The 14,500-nt window shown below is 60.6% G+C and carries 12 protein-coding genes and 6 tRNA genes; 16 read left to right on the forward strand and 2 right to left on the reverse strand.

Annotated elements, in window-relative coordinates; all coding sequences use genetic code 11:
• The first annotated feature begins 63 nt into the window (after positions 1 to 63).
• From rnc to ACQ4WS_RS14175, 13 genes are all read left to right on the forward strand, one after another.
• Complete coding sequence (gene rnc / locus ACQ4WS_RS14115) at positions 64 to 879, forward strand: ribonuclease III (RefSeq protein WP_034749615.1); 816 nt, start codon at positions 64 to 66, stop codon at positions 877 to 879.
• 1 nt (position 880) lies between these two features.
• Positions 881 to 1,783 (forward strand): GTPase Era, encoded by a 903-nt coding sequence (gene era / locus ACQ4WS_RS14120; RefSeq protein ID WP_034749612.1) that lies wholly within the window; start codon positions 881 to 883, stop codon positions 1,781 to 1,783.
• A gap of 27 nt (positions 1,784 to 1,810) precedes the next feature.
• Positions 1,811 to 2,632 (forward strand): DNA repair protein RecO, encoded by an 822-nt coding sequence (gene recO, locus ACQ4WS_RS14125; RefSeq protein WP_436477185.1) that lies wholly within the window; start codon positions 1,811 to 1,813, stop codon positions 2,630 to 2,632.
• Positions 2,633 to 2,674: 42 nt separating this feature from the next.
• Positions 2,675 to 3,436: a pyridoxine 5'-phosphate synthase gene (pdxJ, locus tag ACQ4WS_RS14130; protein ID WP_436477187.1), complete on the forward strand. Its 762-nt coding sequence runs from the start codon at positions 2,675 to 2,677 to the stop codon at positions 3,434 to 3,436.
• A 14-nt stretch (positions 3,437 to 3,450) separates the two neighbouring features.
• Positions 3,451 to 3,852: a holo-ACP synthase gene (gene acpS / locus ACQ4WS_RS14135; RefSeq protein WP_436477189.1), complete on the forward strand. Its 402-nt coding sequence runs from the start codon at positions 3,451 to 3,453 to the stop codon at positions 3,850 to 3,852.
• 7 nt (positions 3,853 to 3,859) lie between these two features.
• Entirely contained in the window at positions 3,860 to 5,740 is a 1,881-nt protein-coding gene (uvrC, locus tag ACQ4WS_RS14140; RefSeq protein ID WP_436477190.1) for an excinuclease ABC subunit UvrC, read from the forward strand.
• A gap of 127 nt (positions 5,741 to 5,867) precedes the next feature.
• The gene (gene pgsA, locus ACQ4WS_RS14145; protein ID WP_034749601.1) at positions 5,868 to 6,452 is read left to right on the forward strand and encodes a CDP-diacylglycerol--glycerol-3-phosphate 3-phosphatidyltransferase; all 585 of its coding nucleotides are present in this window, start codon (positions 5,868 to 5,870) and stop codon (positions 6,450 to 6,452) included.
• 163 nt (positions 6,453 to 6,615) lie between these two features.
• Positions 6,616 to 6,691 (forward strand) — tRNA-Gly (locus tag ACQ4WS_RS14150).
• Positions 6,692 to 6,783: 92 nt separating this feature from the next.
• Positions 6,784 to 6,859, forward strand: a tRNA-Gly gene (locus tag ACQ4WS_RS14155).
• A gap of 71 nt (positions 6,860 to 6,930) precedes the next feature.
• Positions 6,931 to 7,006 (forward strand) — tRNA-Gly (locus ACQ4WS_RS14160).
• A 55-nt stretch (positions 7,007 to 7,061) separates the two neighbouring features.
• A tRNA-Gly gene (locus ACQ4WS_RS14165) sits at positions 7,062 to 7,137 on the forward strand.
• A gap of 89 nt (positions 7,138 to 7,226) precedes the next feature.
• Positions 7,227 to 7,302: transfer RNA gene (locus ACQ4WS_RS14170), tRNA-Gly, on the forward strand.
• 42 nt (positions 7,303 to 7,344) lie between these two features.
• Positions 7,345 to 7,418, forward strand: a tRNA-Cys gene (locus ACQ4WS_RS14175).
• A gap of 30 nt (positions 7,419 to 7,448) precedes the next feature.
• Here the strand turns inward: ACQ4WS_RS14175 and ACQ4WS_RS14180 are convergent.
• The gene (locus ACQ4WS_RS14180; RefSeq protein ID WP_436477192.1) at positions 7,449 to 7,697 is read right to left on the reverse strand and encodes a hypothetical protein; all 249 of its coding nucleotides are present in this window, start codon (positions 7,695 to 7,697) and stop codon (positions 7,449 to 7,451) included.
• Here ACQ4WS_RS14180 and ACQ4WS_RS14185 point away from each other — a divergent pair.
• Positions 7,687 to 9,174 carry a SulP family inorganic anion transporter gene (locus ACQ4WS_RS14185; RefSeq protein WP_436477194.1) on the forward strand — a complete coding sequence of 496 codons (1,488 nt, stop codon included), beginning with the start codon at positions 7,687 to 7,689 and terminating at the stop codon, positions 9,172 to 9,174. The two genes, ACQ4WS_RS14180 and ACQ4WS_RS14185, sit on opposite strands and share 11 nt — an antisense overlap.
• A gap of 33 nt (positions 9,175 to 9,207) precedes the next feature.
• Positions 9,208 to 9,660 carry a hypothetical protein gene (locus ACQ4WS_RS14190; protein WP_436477196.1) on the forward strand — a complete coding sequence of 151 codons (453 nt, stop codon included), beginning with the start codon at positions 9,208 to 9,210 and terminating at the stop codon, positions 9,658 to 9,660.
• A 54-nt stretch (positions 9,661 to 9,714) separates the two neighbouring features.
• Here the strand turns inward: ACQ4WS_RS14190 and ACQ4WS_RS14195 are convergent, their stop codons facing one another.
• Complete coding sequence (locus tag ACQ4WS_RS14195) at positions 9,715 to 11,430, reverse strand: methyl-accepting chemotaxis protein (RefSeq protein ID WP_436477198.1); 1,716 nt, start codon at positions 11,428 to 11,430, stop codon at positions 9,715 to 9,717.
• A gap of 382 nt (positions 11,431 to 11,812) precedes the next feature.
• On the opposite strand from ACQ4WS_RS14195, the gene ACQ4WS_RS14200 reads away from it, so the two are divergent.
• Entirely contained in the window at positions 11,813 to 13,963 is a 2,151-nt protein-coding gene (locus ACQ4WS_RS14200; RefSeq protein WP_436477200.1) for a TonB-dependent receptor, read from the forward strand.
• The last annotated feature ends 537 nt before the right edge of the window (positions 13,964 to 14,500 follow it).

Raw genomic sequence — 14,500 nt, forward strand, 5'->3', positions numbered from 1 at the left:
GGCTGCCGCGCCGATTCCCCGCGCGGCGGCCAGCCGAATTACTCAGATGATACAGAAACAACAATGAATCTTCAGCTATTGCAAACCCGTTTAGGCTATACGTTCCAGGATGCTGGCCTGTTGCAGCAAGCCTTGACGCATCGTAGCCACAGCAGTTTGCATAACGAGCGGCTGGAATTCCTCGGCGACTCCATCCTCAACTGCGTGGTCGCTTCCATCCTGTACGAGCGCTTCAAGTCCATCGACGAGGGCGATTTGTCGCGCCTGCGCGCGAATTTGGTGAAACAGCAGTCGCTGTACGAAATCGCGCAAAAGCTGGAATTGTCGCAATTCCTGCGCCTGGGCGAAGGTGAGCTCAAATCGGGCGGCTTCCGCCGTCCATCGATCCTTGCCGATACCCTGGAAGCCTTGCTGGGCGCGATTTTCCTCGACACGGGTTTTGACGCCGCCAGCACGGTGATCCGCGCGTTCTATATTCCCATCCTCGATTCGGTCGATCCGCAAACGCTGGGCAAGGATGCCAAGACCCTGCTGCAGGAGTTTTTGCAAAGCAAGAAAATTTCGCTGCCACAGTACAACGTGGTCGCCACCCACGGCGCCGCTCACAGCCAGGAATTCGAGATCGAATGCCTGGTGCCGAAATTGAACATCCAGGTCTACGGCCGTGGCGGAAGCCGCCGCGCCGGTGAGCAAGCCGCCGCCAAACTGGCGCTGGACGTGGCCGAGCAGGCGCTGTTGAAGTCGCCTGCCGCCAGCCGCAAGCCGAAACCGCGCGCCGCCCAGCTCAAGCTGGCCGGCATTGCCACCATCCAGAGCGACGACGCGCAAGCTCCTGCAGCCCCGGCGATCGCCGCTCACACTAAACAGAATCGACACTAGCATGACAGCCACCAAAATGCCCGACAACTTCCGCTGTGGCTATATCGCCATCGTGGGCCGCCCCAACGTGGGCAAATCGACCCTGATGAACGTGCTGATCGGCGCGAAGGTCAGCATCACTTCGCGCAAGGCGCAAACCACGCGCCACCGCATCACGGGCATCCAGACGGTGCCAGACGCGCAATTCATCTACGTCGATACGCCAGGCTTCCAGACGCGCCACTCGAACGCCCTGAACAAGACGCTGAACAAGACCGTCACGAACACCCTGATTTCCTCGGACGTGATCCTGTACGTGATCGAAGCGGGTACCTTCGGCCCGGCCGACCAGCAAGTGATGGATTTGCTGCCGAAGGAAGTGCCATGCATCCTCGTCATCAATAAATCTGATCGCGTCAAGGATAAAGCTGTATTGTTGCCGTTTGCGCAAAAAATTGCCGCCATGCGCGACTTCGCCGCCATCGTGCCTGTTTCTGCCAAGCTGCACTTCCAGCTGGAAGGTTTGCAGAACGAAATTAAACGCTTCCTGCCGGAAAACCAGCCCATCTTCGGGCCGGACGACATCACCGACCGCAGCGAAAAATTCCTCGCCTCGGAAATCGTGCGCGAAAAACTCTTCCGCTTTGTCGGCGACGAACTGCCTTACACGAGCACCGTGCTGATCGAGAAATTCGAGCAGGAAGGCGATCTGCGCCGCGTGTTTGCCGCCATCCTGGTCGAGCGCGATACGCATAAATCCATGATCATCGGTAACAAGGGCGCGCGCCTGAAGGAAGTCTCCACCCAGGCCCGCCTGGATATGGAAAAGCTGTTCGGCGGCCCCGTGTATCTGGAAATCTGGGTCAAGGTCAAGTCGGGCTGGGCCGATAACGAGGCGGGCTTGCGCGCCTACGGCTACGAGTAATCCGCAACCCGGGGCGACGCCACACGCATGAGCACCACCACGCCAGCGCAGCACCATCCTGCGCCAGCCTCACTCGCCGTCCCCGCGCCGCCGGCCGCACCTTCCGTACCACCCCGGCGCAGCCGTCCGCCCGCGCGCGACGGCCGTATCACGGGCCAGCCCGCCTTCGTACTGCACAGCTATCCACATAAAGAAACCAGCCTCATCGTCGACGTGTTTACGCGCGAGTACGGCCGCATCGCGCTCGTCGCCAAGGGCGCCAAGCGGCCCCATTCGCAGTTGCGCGGCGTGCTGCAGACGTTCCAGCCGCTGCAAGCGGGCTGGACGGGTAAATCCGAACTGCGCATCCTCACCGGCGCGGAATGGGTGGGCGGCATGTTGCCGCTGGAAAAGACCGCCTTGCTGTGCGGCTTCTATCTGAACGAATTACTGGTCAAATTGCTGGCGCGCGACGACCCGCATCCTGTCCTGTTCGACCACTACGTTGCCACCTTGAATCAACTGGCGCACAATGAGCCGCCGCCCATTGTGCTGCGCAAGTTCGAGCGCGCCCTGCTCAAGGAAACGGGCGTGGCGGCCGACCTGACGCGCTGCACGGGCACGCGCCAGGCCGTCGAGGCGGGGCAGGTGTATGTGGTCGACCCGGAACGGGGGCCGCGCCCGGCGCGCGCCGCCGACGCCTGGCCGAAGATCACAGGCAAGACCCTGCTCGACATGGAGCGCGAAGATTATCTTGACGTGGCCACGCAGGCGCAAAGCAAGCTGCTGATGCGTTTTTTGCTGGCCCATCAACTGGGTGGCGCCACCTTGAATACGCGCCAGATACTGATCGATTTAATGCAGCTGTAGCTGCGGTTTGCCACACGACAGCACTTTACGGATACCATCACTATGAGCTTTTTGCAGCCTTCCGGCCCCGTCATCGACCTGGGCGTCAATATCGACCACGTTGCTACTTTGCGCAATGCGCGCGGCACTGCCTATCCGGATCCGATCCGCGCGGCCCTGCTGGCCGAACAGGCGGGCGCCGACGCCATTACCCTGCATTTGCGCGAAGACCGCCGCCACATCAAGGATGCGGACGTGATCGCCATCGCACCGCAATTATTGACGCGCATGAACCTGGAAGCGGCCGTGACGCAGGAAATGATCGATTTCGCCTGTCGTATCCAGCCTGCCGACGTCTGCCTGGTGCCGGAAAAGCGCACGGAAGTGACCACCGAAGGGGGCCTGGACGTGGTGCGCTACTTCAAGGAAGTGCAGGCGGCAGTGAAACAATTGCAAGGCGAGGGCATCCGCGTGAGCCTGTTCATCGATGCCGACGAGCAGCAGATCGCTGCCGCCGCCGAACTCGGTGCGCCCGTGATCGAACTGCATACGGGGCGCTATGCCGATACGGCAGGCACCGAGCAACTGGCCGAGCTGGAGCGCATCAAGGCGGGCGTGCTGTTCGGCGTGGGGCGGGGCTTGAAAGTGAATGCCGGCCATGGCTTGCATTACAGCAACGTGCAGGCCATCGCCGCCATTCCTGATATTGCTGAACTGAATATCGGCCACGCCATCGTCGCCCATGCCGTGTTTGTCGGCTGGGAAAATGCCGTGCGCGAAATGAAGGCCATCATGGTGGCCACGCGCCTGGGCCACAGGGCTTGACAGAGGAGCAGGGCATGATCTACGGCATCGGCACCGATATCTGCAAGATCCCCCGCATCGAGGCGGCCCTGGCGCGTCACGGCGAGCGTTTCGCGAAAAAGATACTGGGGCCGCAGGAGCTGGAAAAATTCCGCGCCCGCAGTGCAAAAAACGCCGTGCGCGGCGTGCGCTTTCTGGCCACGCGCTTCGCGGCCAAGGAGGCGTTTTCCAAGGCCATCGGCCTGGGCTTGCGCATGCCGATGACATGGCCTGCCGCGCAAATGCTGAATCATCCCAGCGGCAAGCCGATGATCGTCTGCAGCGGCGTGCTGGCTGAGTTCATGGAAAAGCACCGCCTGAGCGCGCAAGTGACGATCAGTGATGAAGAAGAATATGCGGTCGCGTTCGTGATCGTGGAGCAAGTAGCGCAAGAATGAGCCAGCAATGACTGAAGCAAGCCCAGAACCAAGCTTGGTGGAAACGCCACCCGACCCGCGCGCGCAGGTGCTGGCCACCGTCGCCAAGCTGCCGAACTTGCCCGGCGTGTACCGCTATTTCGACGCCGCCGACAAGGTGTTGTACGTTGGCAAGGCGCGCGACCTGAAAAAGCGCGTCTCCAGCTACTTCCAGAAGAACCTGGCCAGCCCCCGCATCGCCATGATGGTCGAGCGCATCGCGCGTCTGGAAACGACCGTCACGCACAGCGAGGCGGAAGCATTGATCCTGGAAAACAACCTGATCAAGGCGCTGCAACCGCGCTACAACATCCTGTTCCGCGACGACAAGTCGTATCCGTATCTGAAAATCACCAATGGCGACGCGCCGCGCATGGTGTATTACCGCGGTGCGGTGGACAAGAAAAACCAGTATTTCGGGCCGTTTCCCAGCTCCTGGGCCGTCAAGGAATCGATGCAGATCCTGCAAAAGGTGTTTTTGATCCGCACCTGCGAGGATAGCGTCTACGCCAACCGGACGCGGCCGTGCCTGCTACACCAGATCGGCCGCTGCAGCGCGCCGTGTGTCGACCTGATCAGCAAGGACGATTACAAGAACGACGTGGAAAACGCGGCGCGCTTCCTGCGCGGGCGCCAGAGCGAAGTGCTGGCCGACCTGGAAAAGAAAATGCATGCGTTTGCCGCCGAGCTGAAGTTCGAACAGGCGGTGGTGGTGCGCAACCAGATCGCTTCGCTGTCGCGCGTGCTGCACCAGCAAAGCATGGAGACGACGGGCGACGCCGATGTCGATATCCTCGCCGTGCTGGTGCAGGGTGGGCGCGCCTGCGTCAACCTGGCCATGGTGCGCGGTGGACGCCATCTGGGCGACCGCGCCTACTTCCCCAGCCAGCTCAGCGATGCGGCGGCGATTGCCGAGGAACCCATTGAGGTGGAAGTGCTGGCCGCCTTCCTGGCGCAGCATTACACGGAAAAATTCATCCCCGGCACCCTGATCCTGAATATCGAATTCGACCAGCCGGCCCTGATGGTGGCGCTGATGGAACAGTGCGGCCACCGCATCAACCTGATCTTCCAGCCGCAGGGGCAGCGCCGCCAGTGGCTGGAGATGGCGCAGAAGGGCGCCGAGATTTCGCTGGCGCGCTTGTTGTCCGAGCAGGGTTCGCAGCAGTCGCGCACGCGCGCGCTGGCCGAAGCGCTGCGCCTGGAAACGGAAGATCTCGACAGCCTGCGCGTCGAGTGTTTCGACATCAGCCACACGCAGGGCGAGGCGACGCAGGCCTCGTGCGTGGTGTTCCATCACCACGCCATGCAGAACGGCGAATACCGGCGCTACAACATCAACGACATCACGCCCGGTGACGATTATGCGGCCATGCGCCAGGTGCTGATGCGCCGCTATGAAAAGGTAGCCAATGGCGATGGCGTGATGCCCGACGTGGTACTGATCGACGGCGGCAAGGGGCAGATTGAAATGGCGCGCCAGGTGTTCGCCGAGCTGGGACTCGATATCAGCTTGATTGTCGGCGTGGCCAAGGGGGAAGGGCGCAAGGTGGGCCTGGAAACCCTGCTGTTTGTCGATGGCCGTCAGGCGCAGGAACTGGGCAAGGAATCGGCGGCCCTGATGCTGATCGCGCAAATCCGCGACGAGGCGCACCGCTTCGCCATTACCGGCATGCGCGCCAAGCGGGCCAAGACGCGCCAGACCTCGCGCCTGGAAGAGATAGAAGGCATCGGCGCCAAGCGCCGCCAGAAACTGCTGTCGCGCTTTGGCGGCTTGCGCGGCGTGGTCGATGCCAGTGTCGAGGATCTGATGTCGGTGGAGGGGATTTCCACGCAACTCGCGGAAGAAATTTACAAGCAGTTGCACTAATGACTGGACGGCCTGGTCCGGCGCTGCGGCAACCGGACTAGGCTAATACCTTGGGGCCATGTAGACTAGTGGCGCTTTCTTCATGCTTTCTTCATGTTCAATTTACCCGTCGGCCGATTGCTTCCTTATGCCTTTTAATATTCCCATCCTTTTGACCTGGCTGCGCGTGGCCCTGATACCGCTCGTCGTTGGCGTGTTTTATTTGCCGCCGTCGATGCTGCTGCATGGCGACCAGAACCTGGTTGCCACCCTGGTCTTCATTGTTGCCGCCGTCACCGACTGGTTCGATGGTTTCCTCGCGCGGCGCTGGAACCAGACTTCGGCCTTTGGCGCCTTCCTCGACCCGGTAGCCGACAAGCTGATGGTGGCGGGCGCCTTGCTGGTGCTGGTGCAGCTGGACCGTGTCAATGCCGTGCTGGCCTTTATCATCATCGGCCGCGAAATCACCATTTCCGCACTGCGCGAATGGATGGCGCAGATCGGCGCTTCGAAATCGGTGGCCGTCAGCTCGATCGGCAAGATCAAGACGGCTGCGCAAATGACGGCCATTCCCTTGCTGCTGTATCACGAAGTAATCTTTGGCGCGATCGACACCCATGTGTGGGGCGAGAAGCTGCTGTGGATCGCCTGCGTGCTGACGGTGTGGTCGATGTTCTATTATTTGCGCCTGGCATGGCCTCTCATCAAGGAAAAGGCCGGCAACTTGCATTAAGACGGGGCGATACTGCTAGCGCTGCTTAGGCGTCCTTTTAGCCCAAACGCAAGAGCTGGGGTCAGACCCGACGGGTCTGACCCCAAATATTTTGCAAAAGACCAGATATTGCCCGTTGACAGCCCCTGTAATCCCTCTATAATGCTGGCCTGTTGTTGATGACGCGGGAGTAGCTCAGTTGGTAGAGCGCAACCTTGCCAAGGTTGAGGTCGAGAGTTCGAGACTCTTCTCCCGCTCCAGTTTTCTGGATCGTGTCATAGGTAAAAACAGCAGATGCAGTAAAAAGTAGTACTGGCGATGTGGTAGAGCTTCTGATACAATGTTGTCCACTGCGGGAGTAGCTCAGTTGGTAGAGCGCAACCTTGCCAAGGTTGAGGTCGAGAGTTCGAGACTCTTCTCCCGCTCCAGTGAATACTGGATCAGCAGTCAAGCAGCACTGGTAAACGGTAGTAAAAAGCAGTAAAATAGTGGTTCGTATGCGGGAGTAGCTCAGTTGGTAGAGCGCAACCTTGCCAAGGTTGAGGTCGAGAGTTCGAGACTCTTCTCCCGCTCCAGCGCAAGCTGAAGCAGTACAGCAAGATGGCAGTAGCAGAAAATAGAAGCTCCAATGCGGGAGTAGCTCAGTTGGTAGAGCGCAACCTTGCCAAGGTTGAGGTCGAGAGTTCGAGACTCTTCTCCCGCTCCAGAATTCTAAAGGGAAGCTAAGCTGGCTTCCTTTTTTTATCCGCTGCAAAGCAGTCATGCAGCGCGATCAGGCGGTAAACAAGCTCCAATGCGGGAGTAGCTCAGTTGGTAGAGCGCAACCTTGCCAAGGTTGAGGTCGAGAGTTCGAGACTCTTCTCCCGCTCCAGTTTTCAAGGTGGGCCGCAAGGCGCATCCAAGCAGGTCCTCTGGCGAGGTAGCAAAGAGGTTATGCAGCGGCCTGCAAAGCCGTTTAGACGGGTTCGATTCCCGTCCTCGCCTCCAGATGAAAAAAATAGCCCACTTTCGAGTGGGCTATTTTTTTGTCCATATTTTTGCCGGCTGCGCATCTTGTATAATGCCGGCAAGCTCAGCCGCGCCGCCTGGCGCCTTGATGAAACTTCCCCTTTCCGCCATACCGATGTAGTCACTGACGACTTTTCTGCTCCGTTCGACCTCAGCGCAGCTTTTCTGTGACGCCCACTGGCATGGCTGCGCCTGATGATTTTCCATCAGGCCGGCATTTTCCTGTTCCGACTTTGGATGCGAATCAATGATCAACACAACTTTTCGGGATGAGTGGTTCTCGAACCTGCAACAAAACATGCTGGCGGGCTTGACCACTTCGTTTGCCCTGGTGCCCGAATGCATCGCCTTTGCTCTGGTGGCGCAACTCAATCCCCTGATGGGTCTGTATGGCGCCTGCATCATCTGCGCATTCACGGCCATCTTTGGCGGGCGCCCCGGCATGATTTCCGGCGCGGCCGGTTCCATGGCTGTCGTCATCGTGGCGCTGGTGGCCCAGCATGGCGTGCAATATCTGCTGGCGACCGTGGTGCTCAGCGGCATCATCATGGCGCTGTTCGGTATCTTGCGCCTGGGTAAGCTGATCCGCATGGTGCCTTACCCGGTGATGCTGGGCTTTGTGAATGGCCTGGCCATCGTCATTGCCATGGCCCAGCTGGAACACTTCCGCCAGGCTACGCCGCAAGGCGAAACCTGGCTGCAAGGCATGCCCTTGTACGTGATGGGAGGGCTGGTGTTTCTCACCATGGCCATCGTCTACGTGCTGCCGCGCCTGACAAAAGCCCTGCCGCCGGCGCTGGTGGCCATCCTCGGCGTGGGCGTGCTCAGCCATTTCTTGCACTTGCCCACGCGCACCCTGGGCGACCTCGCGCATATCGCCGGCGGCTTGCCATCACTGCATTGGCCCACCGTGCCGCTGGAGATGGCCACCTTGCACATCATTTTCCCGTACGCGGCGCTGATGGCCATGGTGGGGCTGTTGGAAACCTTGCTCACTTTCAATCTCACGGATGAGATGACTGAAACGCGGGGCCAGCCGAACCGCGAATGCATCGCCCTCGGAGCCTCGAACGTCGTTTCGGGCTTGTTTGGCGGCATGGGCGGCTGCGCCATGATCGGGCAAACGATGATTAACCTGAGTTCCGGCGGCCGTTCGCGCCTGTCGGGCGTGACGGCCGGCGTGATGATTTTGCTGTTCATCCTGTTCCTGTCGCCGCTGATCGAGCGCATCCCGCTGGCCGCCCTGGTGGGCGTGATGTTCGTGGTGGCGCAGCAGACGTTTGCCTGGGGTTCCTTGCGCGTGCTGGGCAAGGTGCCGTTGCAGGATGCGCTGGTGATCGTTGCCGTGACGGTGATCACCGTGTTGACGGACCTGGCGATGGCTGTGCTGTGCGGCATCGTCATCGCCGCCTTGAATTTTGCCTGGCAACATGCGCGCGAAATGCGTGCCGACACCGATGACAGCACCCCTGGCGTGCGCGTCTACCTGCCGCACGGCACGCTGTTTTTTGCTTCCACCACGCATTTCCAGGAGCTGTTCCAGTTGGCGTCGGACCCGGCCCGCGTCATCCTCGATTGCCGGCACCTGCACATGGCCGATCACTCGGCCATCGCCGCCATCGAATCCCTGTATGAGCGCTATGACAAGGCAGGCAAGCACCTGCAGGTGACGCATCTGTCCGCCCGCAACGAAGCCTTGCTGCAGCGGGCCGGGGTGGATGTGAGCGTGGCGTAAAATAGGGGATTGTTGAATGCCTGTGGAGTATGAATGCTGTCGAACGAACAAGAACAATTATTGCAACAAAGCCAGACGGCTTTTGATGTCTACTATGACGCGCTGGGCGCCTCGCTGGTGAATTTTGTCGAGCGCCTGGGCATACAGCCGGCGCACGAAGTGCTGACCAACGCGGCCGAATACCTGCCGTATATCGACGCGGCCATGCGCAGCATCGTCATCCGCGACGAGAGCTGGCAGTGGGTGAAAACCATGCTCGGCTACTTTATCGGCGAATACTTCGTGCAGGGTCATGCGGGTTGCTGGTATGTGGAAACGCGGGCCGAATCGCCGCATTTCTGCCGCATCATGGTGGGCGGCTTCGAGCATGGCTTGCCGGCGGACGCTGCCATTGATCCGGAGGCGTTGGCGCTGGCATTTCTGGGGCAATCCGCACCGCGCGAGCTGGCGAAACTCATGGAAGATGCGCAAGCCAGGCTGTGCTGATGCCTGGCCGTTCGGCATGCGTGGCAGCCACTGCCACGCACTAAATCACACACTTTAAAACTCTTCCCACTCGCCTTCGGCCGGCGCAGTTGCCTTGCTGCTCTTGCGCGTCACGGGCAGGTGCAGGGCCGGGATGGATGCCTTGCGGGCTGGCGCGGCCGCAGTTGTCGGCGCGGCCGGCGCGCTGCGTTGCGCCGCTTTCACGCTGAAACGGTCGGTCGCCGCCACATTGGCATCGAGGCGGAAGACGCTGACCACTTGCGCCAGTTCGCTCGCCTGTTCCTGCATCGCTTCGGCCGCTGCCGAGGCTTCTTCCACCAGGGCTGCATTCTGCTGTGTCACCTGGTCCATTTCGGAAATAGCCTGGTTGACTTGCTCGATGCCCGCGCTCTGCTCTTCGCTGGCGTTGCTGATCTCGCTCATGATAGAGGTGACGAAGCCGATGCTTTGCACGATTTCTTCCATCGTCTTGCCGGCCTTGTCGACCAGGTCCGTGCCGACGTCGACTTTTTGCACGGAGTCGTCGATCAGGCCCTTGATTTCTTTCGCCGCCGCCGCCGAGCGCTGCGCCAGGTTGCGCACTTCGGTTGCCACCACGGCGAAGCCGCGGCCCTGTTCGCCGGCGCGTGCCGCTTCCACGGCCGCGTTCAGGGCCAGGATGTTGGTCTGGAAGGCGATGCCGTCGATGACAGAGATAATATCGACGATTTTCTTCGACGAGGTATTGATCTCGCCCATGGTGGACACCACTTCGGCCACCACGGCGCCGCCGCGGCTGGCGATGCCGGCCGCGTCGCCGGCCAGTTTATTCGCCTGGCGCGCGTTGTCGGCGTTCTGCTTCACGGTACTGGTCAGTTCTTCCATCGACGATGCCGTTTCTTCCAGCGAACTGGCTTGCTGTTCCGTGCGTGACGACAGGTCCTGGTTGCCGGCGGCGATTTCCGCGGACGCCGTGGCGATGGTGTCGGTGCCGCTGCGCACTTGTCCCACAATGCCGACCAGGCTGTCGTTCATGGTTTTCAGGGCATGCATCAGCTGGCCCGTTTCATCGCGGCCTTGCGCCGTGATGACGCTGCTGAGGTCGCCAGCTGCCACGGTTTCCGCCACTTTCACGGCGGCGCGAATGGGGCCGGTGATCGAGCGCGTGATCCACCACGCGAAACCGATGCCCATCAGCACTGCCAGCACGCCCATGGTGATCAGGAAGATGCGAGTGCTGCTGTAGGCTTCGATGATGCTGGCGCCGACACCGTCGGCGGCCTTGATCTGCATGCTGGCAAAGCGTTTCACTTCGGCCAGGTAGGCCACGGTGATCGGCGTGACTTCCTTCTCGAACACGATCTTGGCGCCCGCCATGTCGCCGTCGGCCTTCATCTTGAAGGCGCGCGCGCGCGTCGTCACATAATCGGTGCGCACCTTGCGCACGACCTTGAATTGTTCGATCACGGCAGGATTGCGCAAAGCGGCGACGATGTCGTCCTGCAGCTTGCTGGAGCGCTCCGCATCGACTTTCAAGTCTTCCTCGATCTTGGCGCGCACGACCGGGTCGGTGATTTCAAACGAGGCTACGCCGCGCACGCTGTTGACTTCGATGATTTTCGACCATTCGGCCACCATGCGCTGGTTCTTGATGCTGGTATTGATGAGGCGGTAAGTCAGATCGCTGGCCGTTTGCATACGCACCAGGGCGGTGATGGTCAAGGCGGCAAGCAACAGCAATACGACAGCAAAGCCGACGCCAAGGCGGCTGCCGATGTTCAGGTTTTTCATGTCATTCCTAACAGTTTAATATTCATGATCGCCGCCGCCAGCAGGGGCGGACAGGCGCCGCAAGGCGCAGGGGATCGGGGTCTTCGGGTGCCGCGTGATGGCTGTGCGGCGCGCCACGCTGAGCGTGGCGATGGAGGTGAAACAAGGGGTATATCGGTCAGGCTGAGCGCTACCCAGCAAGCCGCAAGTATAGCATTTACGTAGGGAAATAGTTTTTTAGGGCAATTAAAATTGTTTTTTGATATTGATTTTTTGTTGTGTTTTTACGTCAAGTACCTGGCTCATAAGTACTATCACTTACATTTCACCTTACTTTCCGCCGTATCGGCTGATAAAATACTAATGATAATCATTCGTATTAAACCATTGACCAGGAAATTGTATGCCGCAACAGCGCAAGCCAGGATGTAAACCGATCAGCATCGCCGTACTGGGCGCCTTGACCTTGGGCGCCACGCCATTCGCGGCCTGGGCGCAGGAAAGCTTGCCCGCCGTCACCGTGACGGCGGCTAAGGACAAGGATGGCTATGTCGCCGCCACCTCGGCCAGCGGCACCAAGACGGACATGGCTTTGCGTGACGTGCCGCAGACGATCAACGTGGTGCCGGCCGCCGTCATCCGCGATCAAAACGCCATGTCGATTCAGGACATCATGAAGAACATCCCCGGCGTGGGCTTGTCCACGGGTGACGGCCAGCGCGACCAGGTGTTCATCCGCGGCTTCACGGCCATCGGCGACCAGTTCGTCGACGGCTTCCGCGATGACGCCCTGTATTTCCGCGACCTGTCGAACGTGGAGCGCCTGGAAGTGATCAAGGGGCCGGCCGCCGTGCTGTACGGCCGCGGTTCCTCGGGCGGCCTGGTGAACCGCATCACCAAAAAACCGGGCGTGGATATCACGGACCTGGCCCTGAGCCTGACCAACACAAAAGGGCGTCGCGGCGAAGTCGACGTGGGCAGAGTGGGCGAGACGGTGGACTGGCGCTTCACGGGCGCGCGCGAATTGTCCGATAGTTATCGCGACCAGCAATTCATCAACCGCACGGCGCTGGCGCCTTCCGTGGCCATCCGCCTCTCTGGCGCCACCACATTGCTGCTGCAGGGCGATTACCTGGAAGACCGCCGCCTGACGGACTTCGGCATCCCGTCCTGGCAGGGCCGTCCCGTCGCCGTCGATGCGCGTACCTATTATGGCGCCGCCAACGCCCGCGATGCCGACTTCAGCCAGTCGCGCGTGGTCTCCACGGCCGCCACCCTGACGCACAAGTTCAGCGATACCTTGTCGCTGCGCAATGCCTTCCGCTATTACGACTATCACCTGGACCGCAACAACACGAATATTTCCGGCAACGTCAATGAAGTCAAGGGCACGATGAACCTGGGGCACGCCAAGCTGAACCGCGACGAGAGCGGCTGGTTCAACCAGACGGAAGTGACGCAAAAGCTGCTCACGGGCACCATGCGCCATGAAGTGCTGTACGGCGCCGAGTTCGGCAAGCAAAACAAGGATGCGTCGAACTGGGCTTCGACCGTGGTGGCGACGAATGTATCGATCTTCAATCCCGTGCTGCCGCAGGTCAACCGCAGCAAGCTGGGCGTGCGCAGCGATACCTTCGGTACCTACGATACGGCCGCCGCCTACGTGCAGGATGCCATTGCTTTCAGCGACGAGTGGAAGGCGCTGGCCGGCCTGCGCTACGATCGCTACCAGCAGCAGTCGCGCCTGGCCAATGCGCTTGGTGTGACGACGGCCGACTTGTCGCGCACGGATGCGGCGTTCAGCCCCCGTGCCGGCCTCGTCTGGCAACCGAGTGTGGTGCAGTCCTACTACGCGTCGTGGAGCCGCTCCTTCCAGCCCAGCGGCGAGAACTTCGCCCTGGCCGCCAACAATGCCGAGCTGGCGCCGGAAACCACGCGCAACACGGAAGTGGGCGCCAAGTATGCGCTGTGGGGCGGCCGCGCGAATGCCAGCGTATCGCTGTTCCGCCTGGAGCGCGACAATATCAAGAGCAGCGACCCCATCACGAACCGCATCGTGCCCGTCGGCACGCAGCGCACGGATGGCCTGGAACTGACCTTCAATGCGGATTTGCACGATGGCTGGAAAATGATGGCCGGCTACGCCTGGCTGGACGCCACCATCACCGATTCCATCGCCGTCGACAAGAGCGTGAATGCGCCGGGCGCGACGACAGCCAGTGCCGTCGCCATCAAGGGCAAGCGCGCCACCTTGACGGCGCGCAATACGGCCAACTTGTGGCTGACGAAAGACCTGGGCCACGGCTACACGGTGGGCGGCGGCGCGAACGCCGTCGGCAGCCGTTTCGCCAATTCCGGCAATACGGTGGTCTTGCCTGGCTACGTGACGGCCGACGCCATGGCCGCGTACCGCACGGGCCGCTATGAAGTGCAGCTGAACGTCAACAATATCGGCGACACGCGCTACATCGTCTCGGGCCACGGTTCCAGCCCGAACCTGAGCTTGCCGGGCGCGCCGCGCAACGTGGCGCTGACTTTGCGCTATAGCCTGTAATTGTTGTCGCTCCCCCCAAACCCGCTCGTGAGCGGGTTTTTTCATGGTGCGCCCGGCAGGGCGCACTCACTTGGAGGTGAAAGTCCTCTACTCGCCCGACAAGGGGAAGAGTTAGCTGAACGGCAAGGGTGTCGCGGGTGACTGCGAATCTGAAGGAAGCCGAAGGCAAAGCGCTGGCCTGACGAACAGGAAGCGGATATGAGGCGGCGCAGCCGGGTGAGGTGTCCATTATCATCAAAGCCCAATACTTGTACGGAAAGCTGCGACGTATATCCGACAGGCATAAGCGTGAAGGTGAGTGCGCAATACCCGGGGAGATCTGCATGCGTGCCTCGTGCTACCGACATCGAGAGATGTCGGGATGCGTATGCAGAAGTCAGCAGAGGGCATACTAGGTTAAGGCCAAGGCGGTGAGCCGACGAGAACCTGACCGAAGGCCCGAACATTGAACAACGCGATTAGGACATTCGACCTCGATGCAAATCGGTGACGCAACAAGGCAGGCAACTGCGCCAGATGCAGAGCTAGATGACCGGA

Source organism: Janthinobacterium leeuwenhoeki, from assembly GCF_051380795.1.
Classification (GTDB): domain Bacteria; phylum Pseudomonadota; class Gammaproteobacteria; order Burkholderiales; family Burkholderiaceae_D; genus Janthinobacterium.

Coding starts and splice junctions, on each gene's coding strand:
- ACQ4WS_RS14185 (WP_436477194.1), top strand. CDS start 7,687: ATGATCAACACAACTTTTCGGGATGAGTGGTTCTCGAACCTGCAACAA.
- era (WP_034749612.1), top strand. CDS start 881: ATGACAGCCACCAAAATGCCCGACAACTTCCGCTGTGGCTATATCGCC.
- ACQ4WS_RS14200 (WP_436477200.1), top strand. CDS start 11,813: ATGCCGCAACAGCGCAAGCCAGGATGTAAACCGATCAGCATCGCCGTA.
- rnc (WP_034749615.1), top strand. CDS start 64: ATGAATCTTCAGCTATTGCAAACCCGTTTAGGCTATACGTTCCAGGAT.
- ACQ4WS_RS14195 (WP_436477198.1), bottom strand. CDS start 11,430: ATGAAAAACCTGAACATCGGCAGCCGCCTTGGCGTCGGCTTTGCTGTC.
- pdxJ (WP_436477187.1), top strand. CDS start 2,675: ATGAGCTTTTTGCAGCCTTCCGGCCCCGTCATCGACCTGGGCGTCAAT.
- recO (WP_436477185.1), top strand. CDS start 1,811: ATGAGCACCACCACGCCAGCGCAGCACCATCCTGCGCCAGCCTCACTC.
- ACQ4WS_RS14190 (WP_436477196.1), top strand. CDS start 9,208: ATGCTGTCGAACGAACAAGAACAATTATTGCAACAAAGCCAGACGGCT.
- acpS (WP_436477189.1), top strand. CDS start 3,451: ATGATCTACGGCATCGGCACCGATATCTGCAAGATCCCCCGCATCGAG.
- pgsA (WP_034749601.1), top strand. CDS start 5,868: ATGCCTTTTAATATTCCCATCCTTTTGACCTGGCTGCGCGTGGCCCTG.
- uvrC (WP_436477190.1), top strand. CDS start 3,860: ATGACTGAAGCAAGCCCAGAACCAAGCTTGGTGGAAACGCCACCCGAC.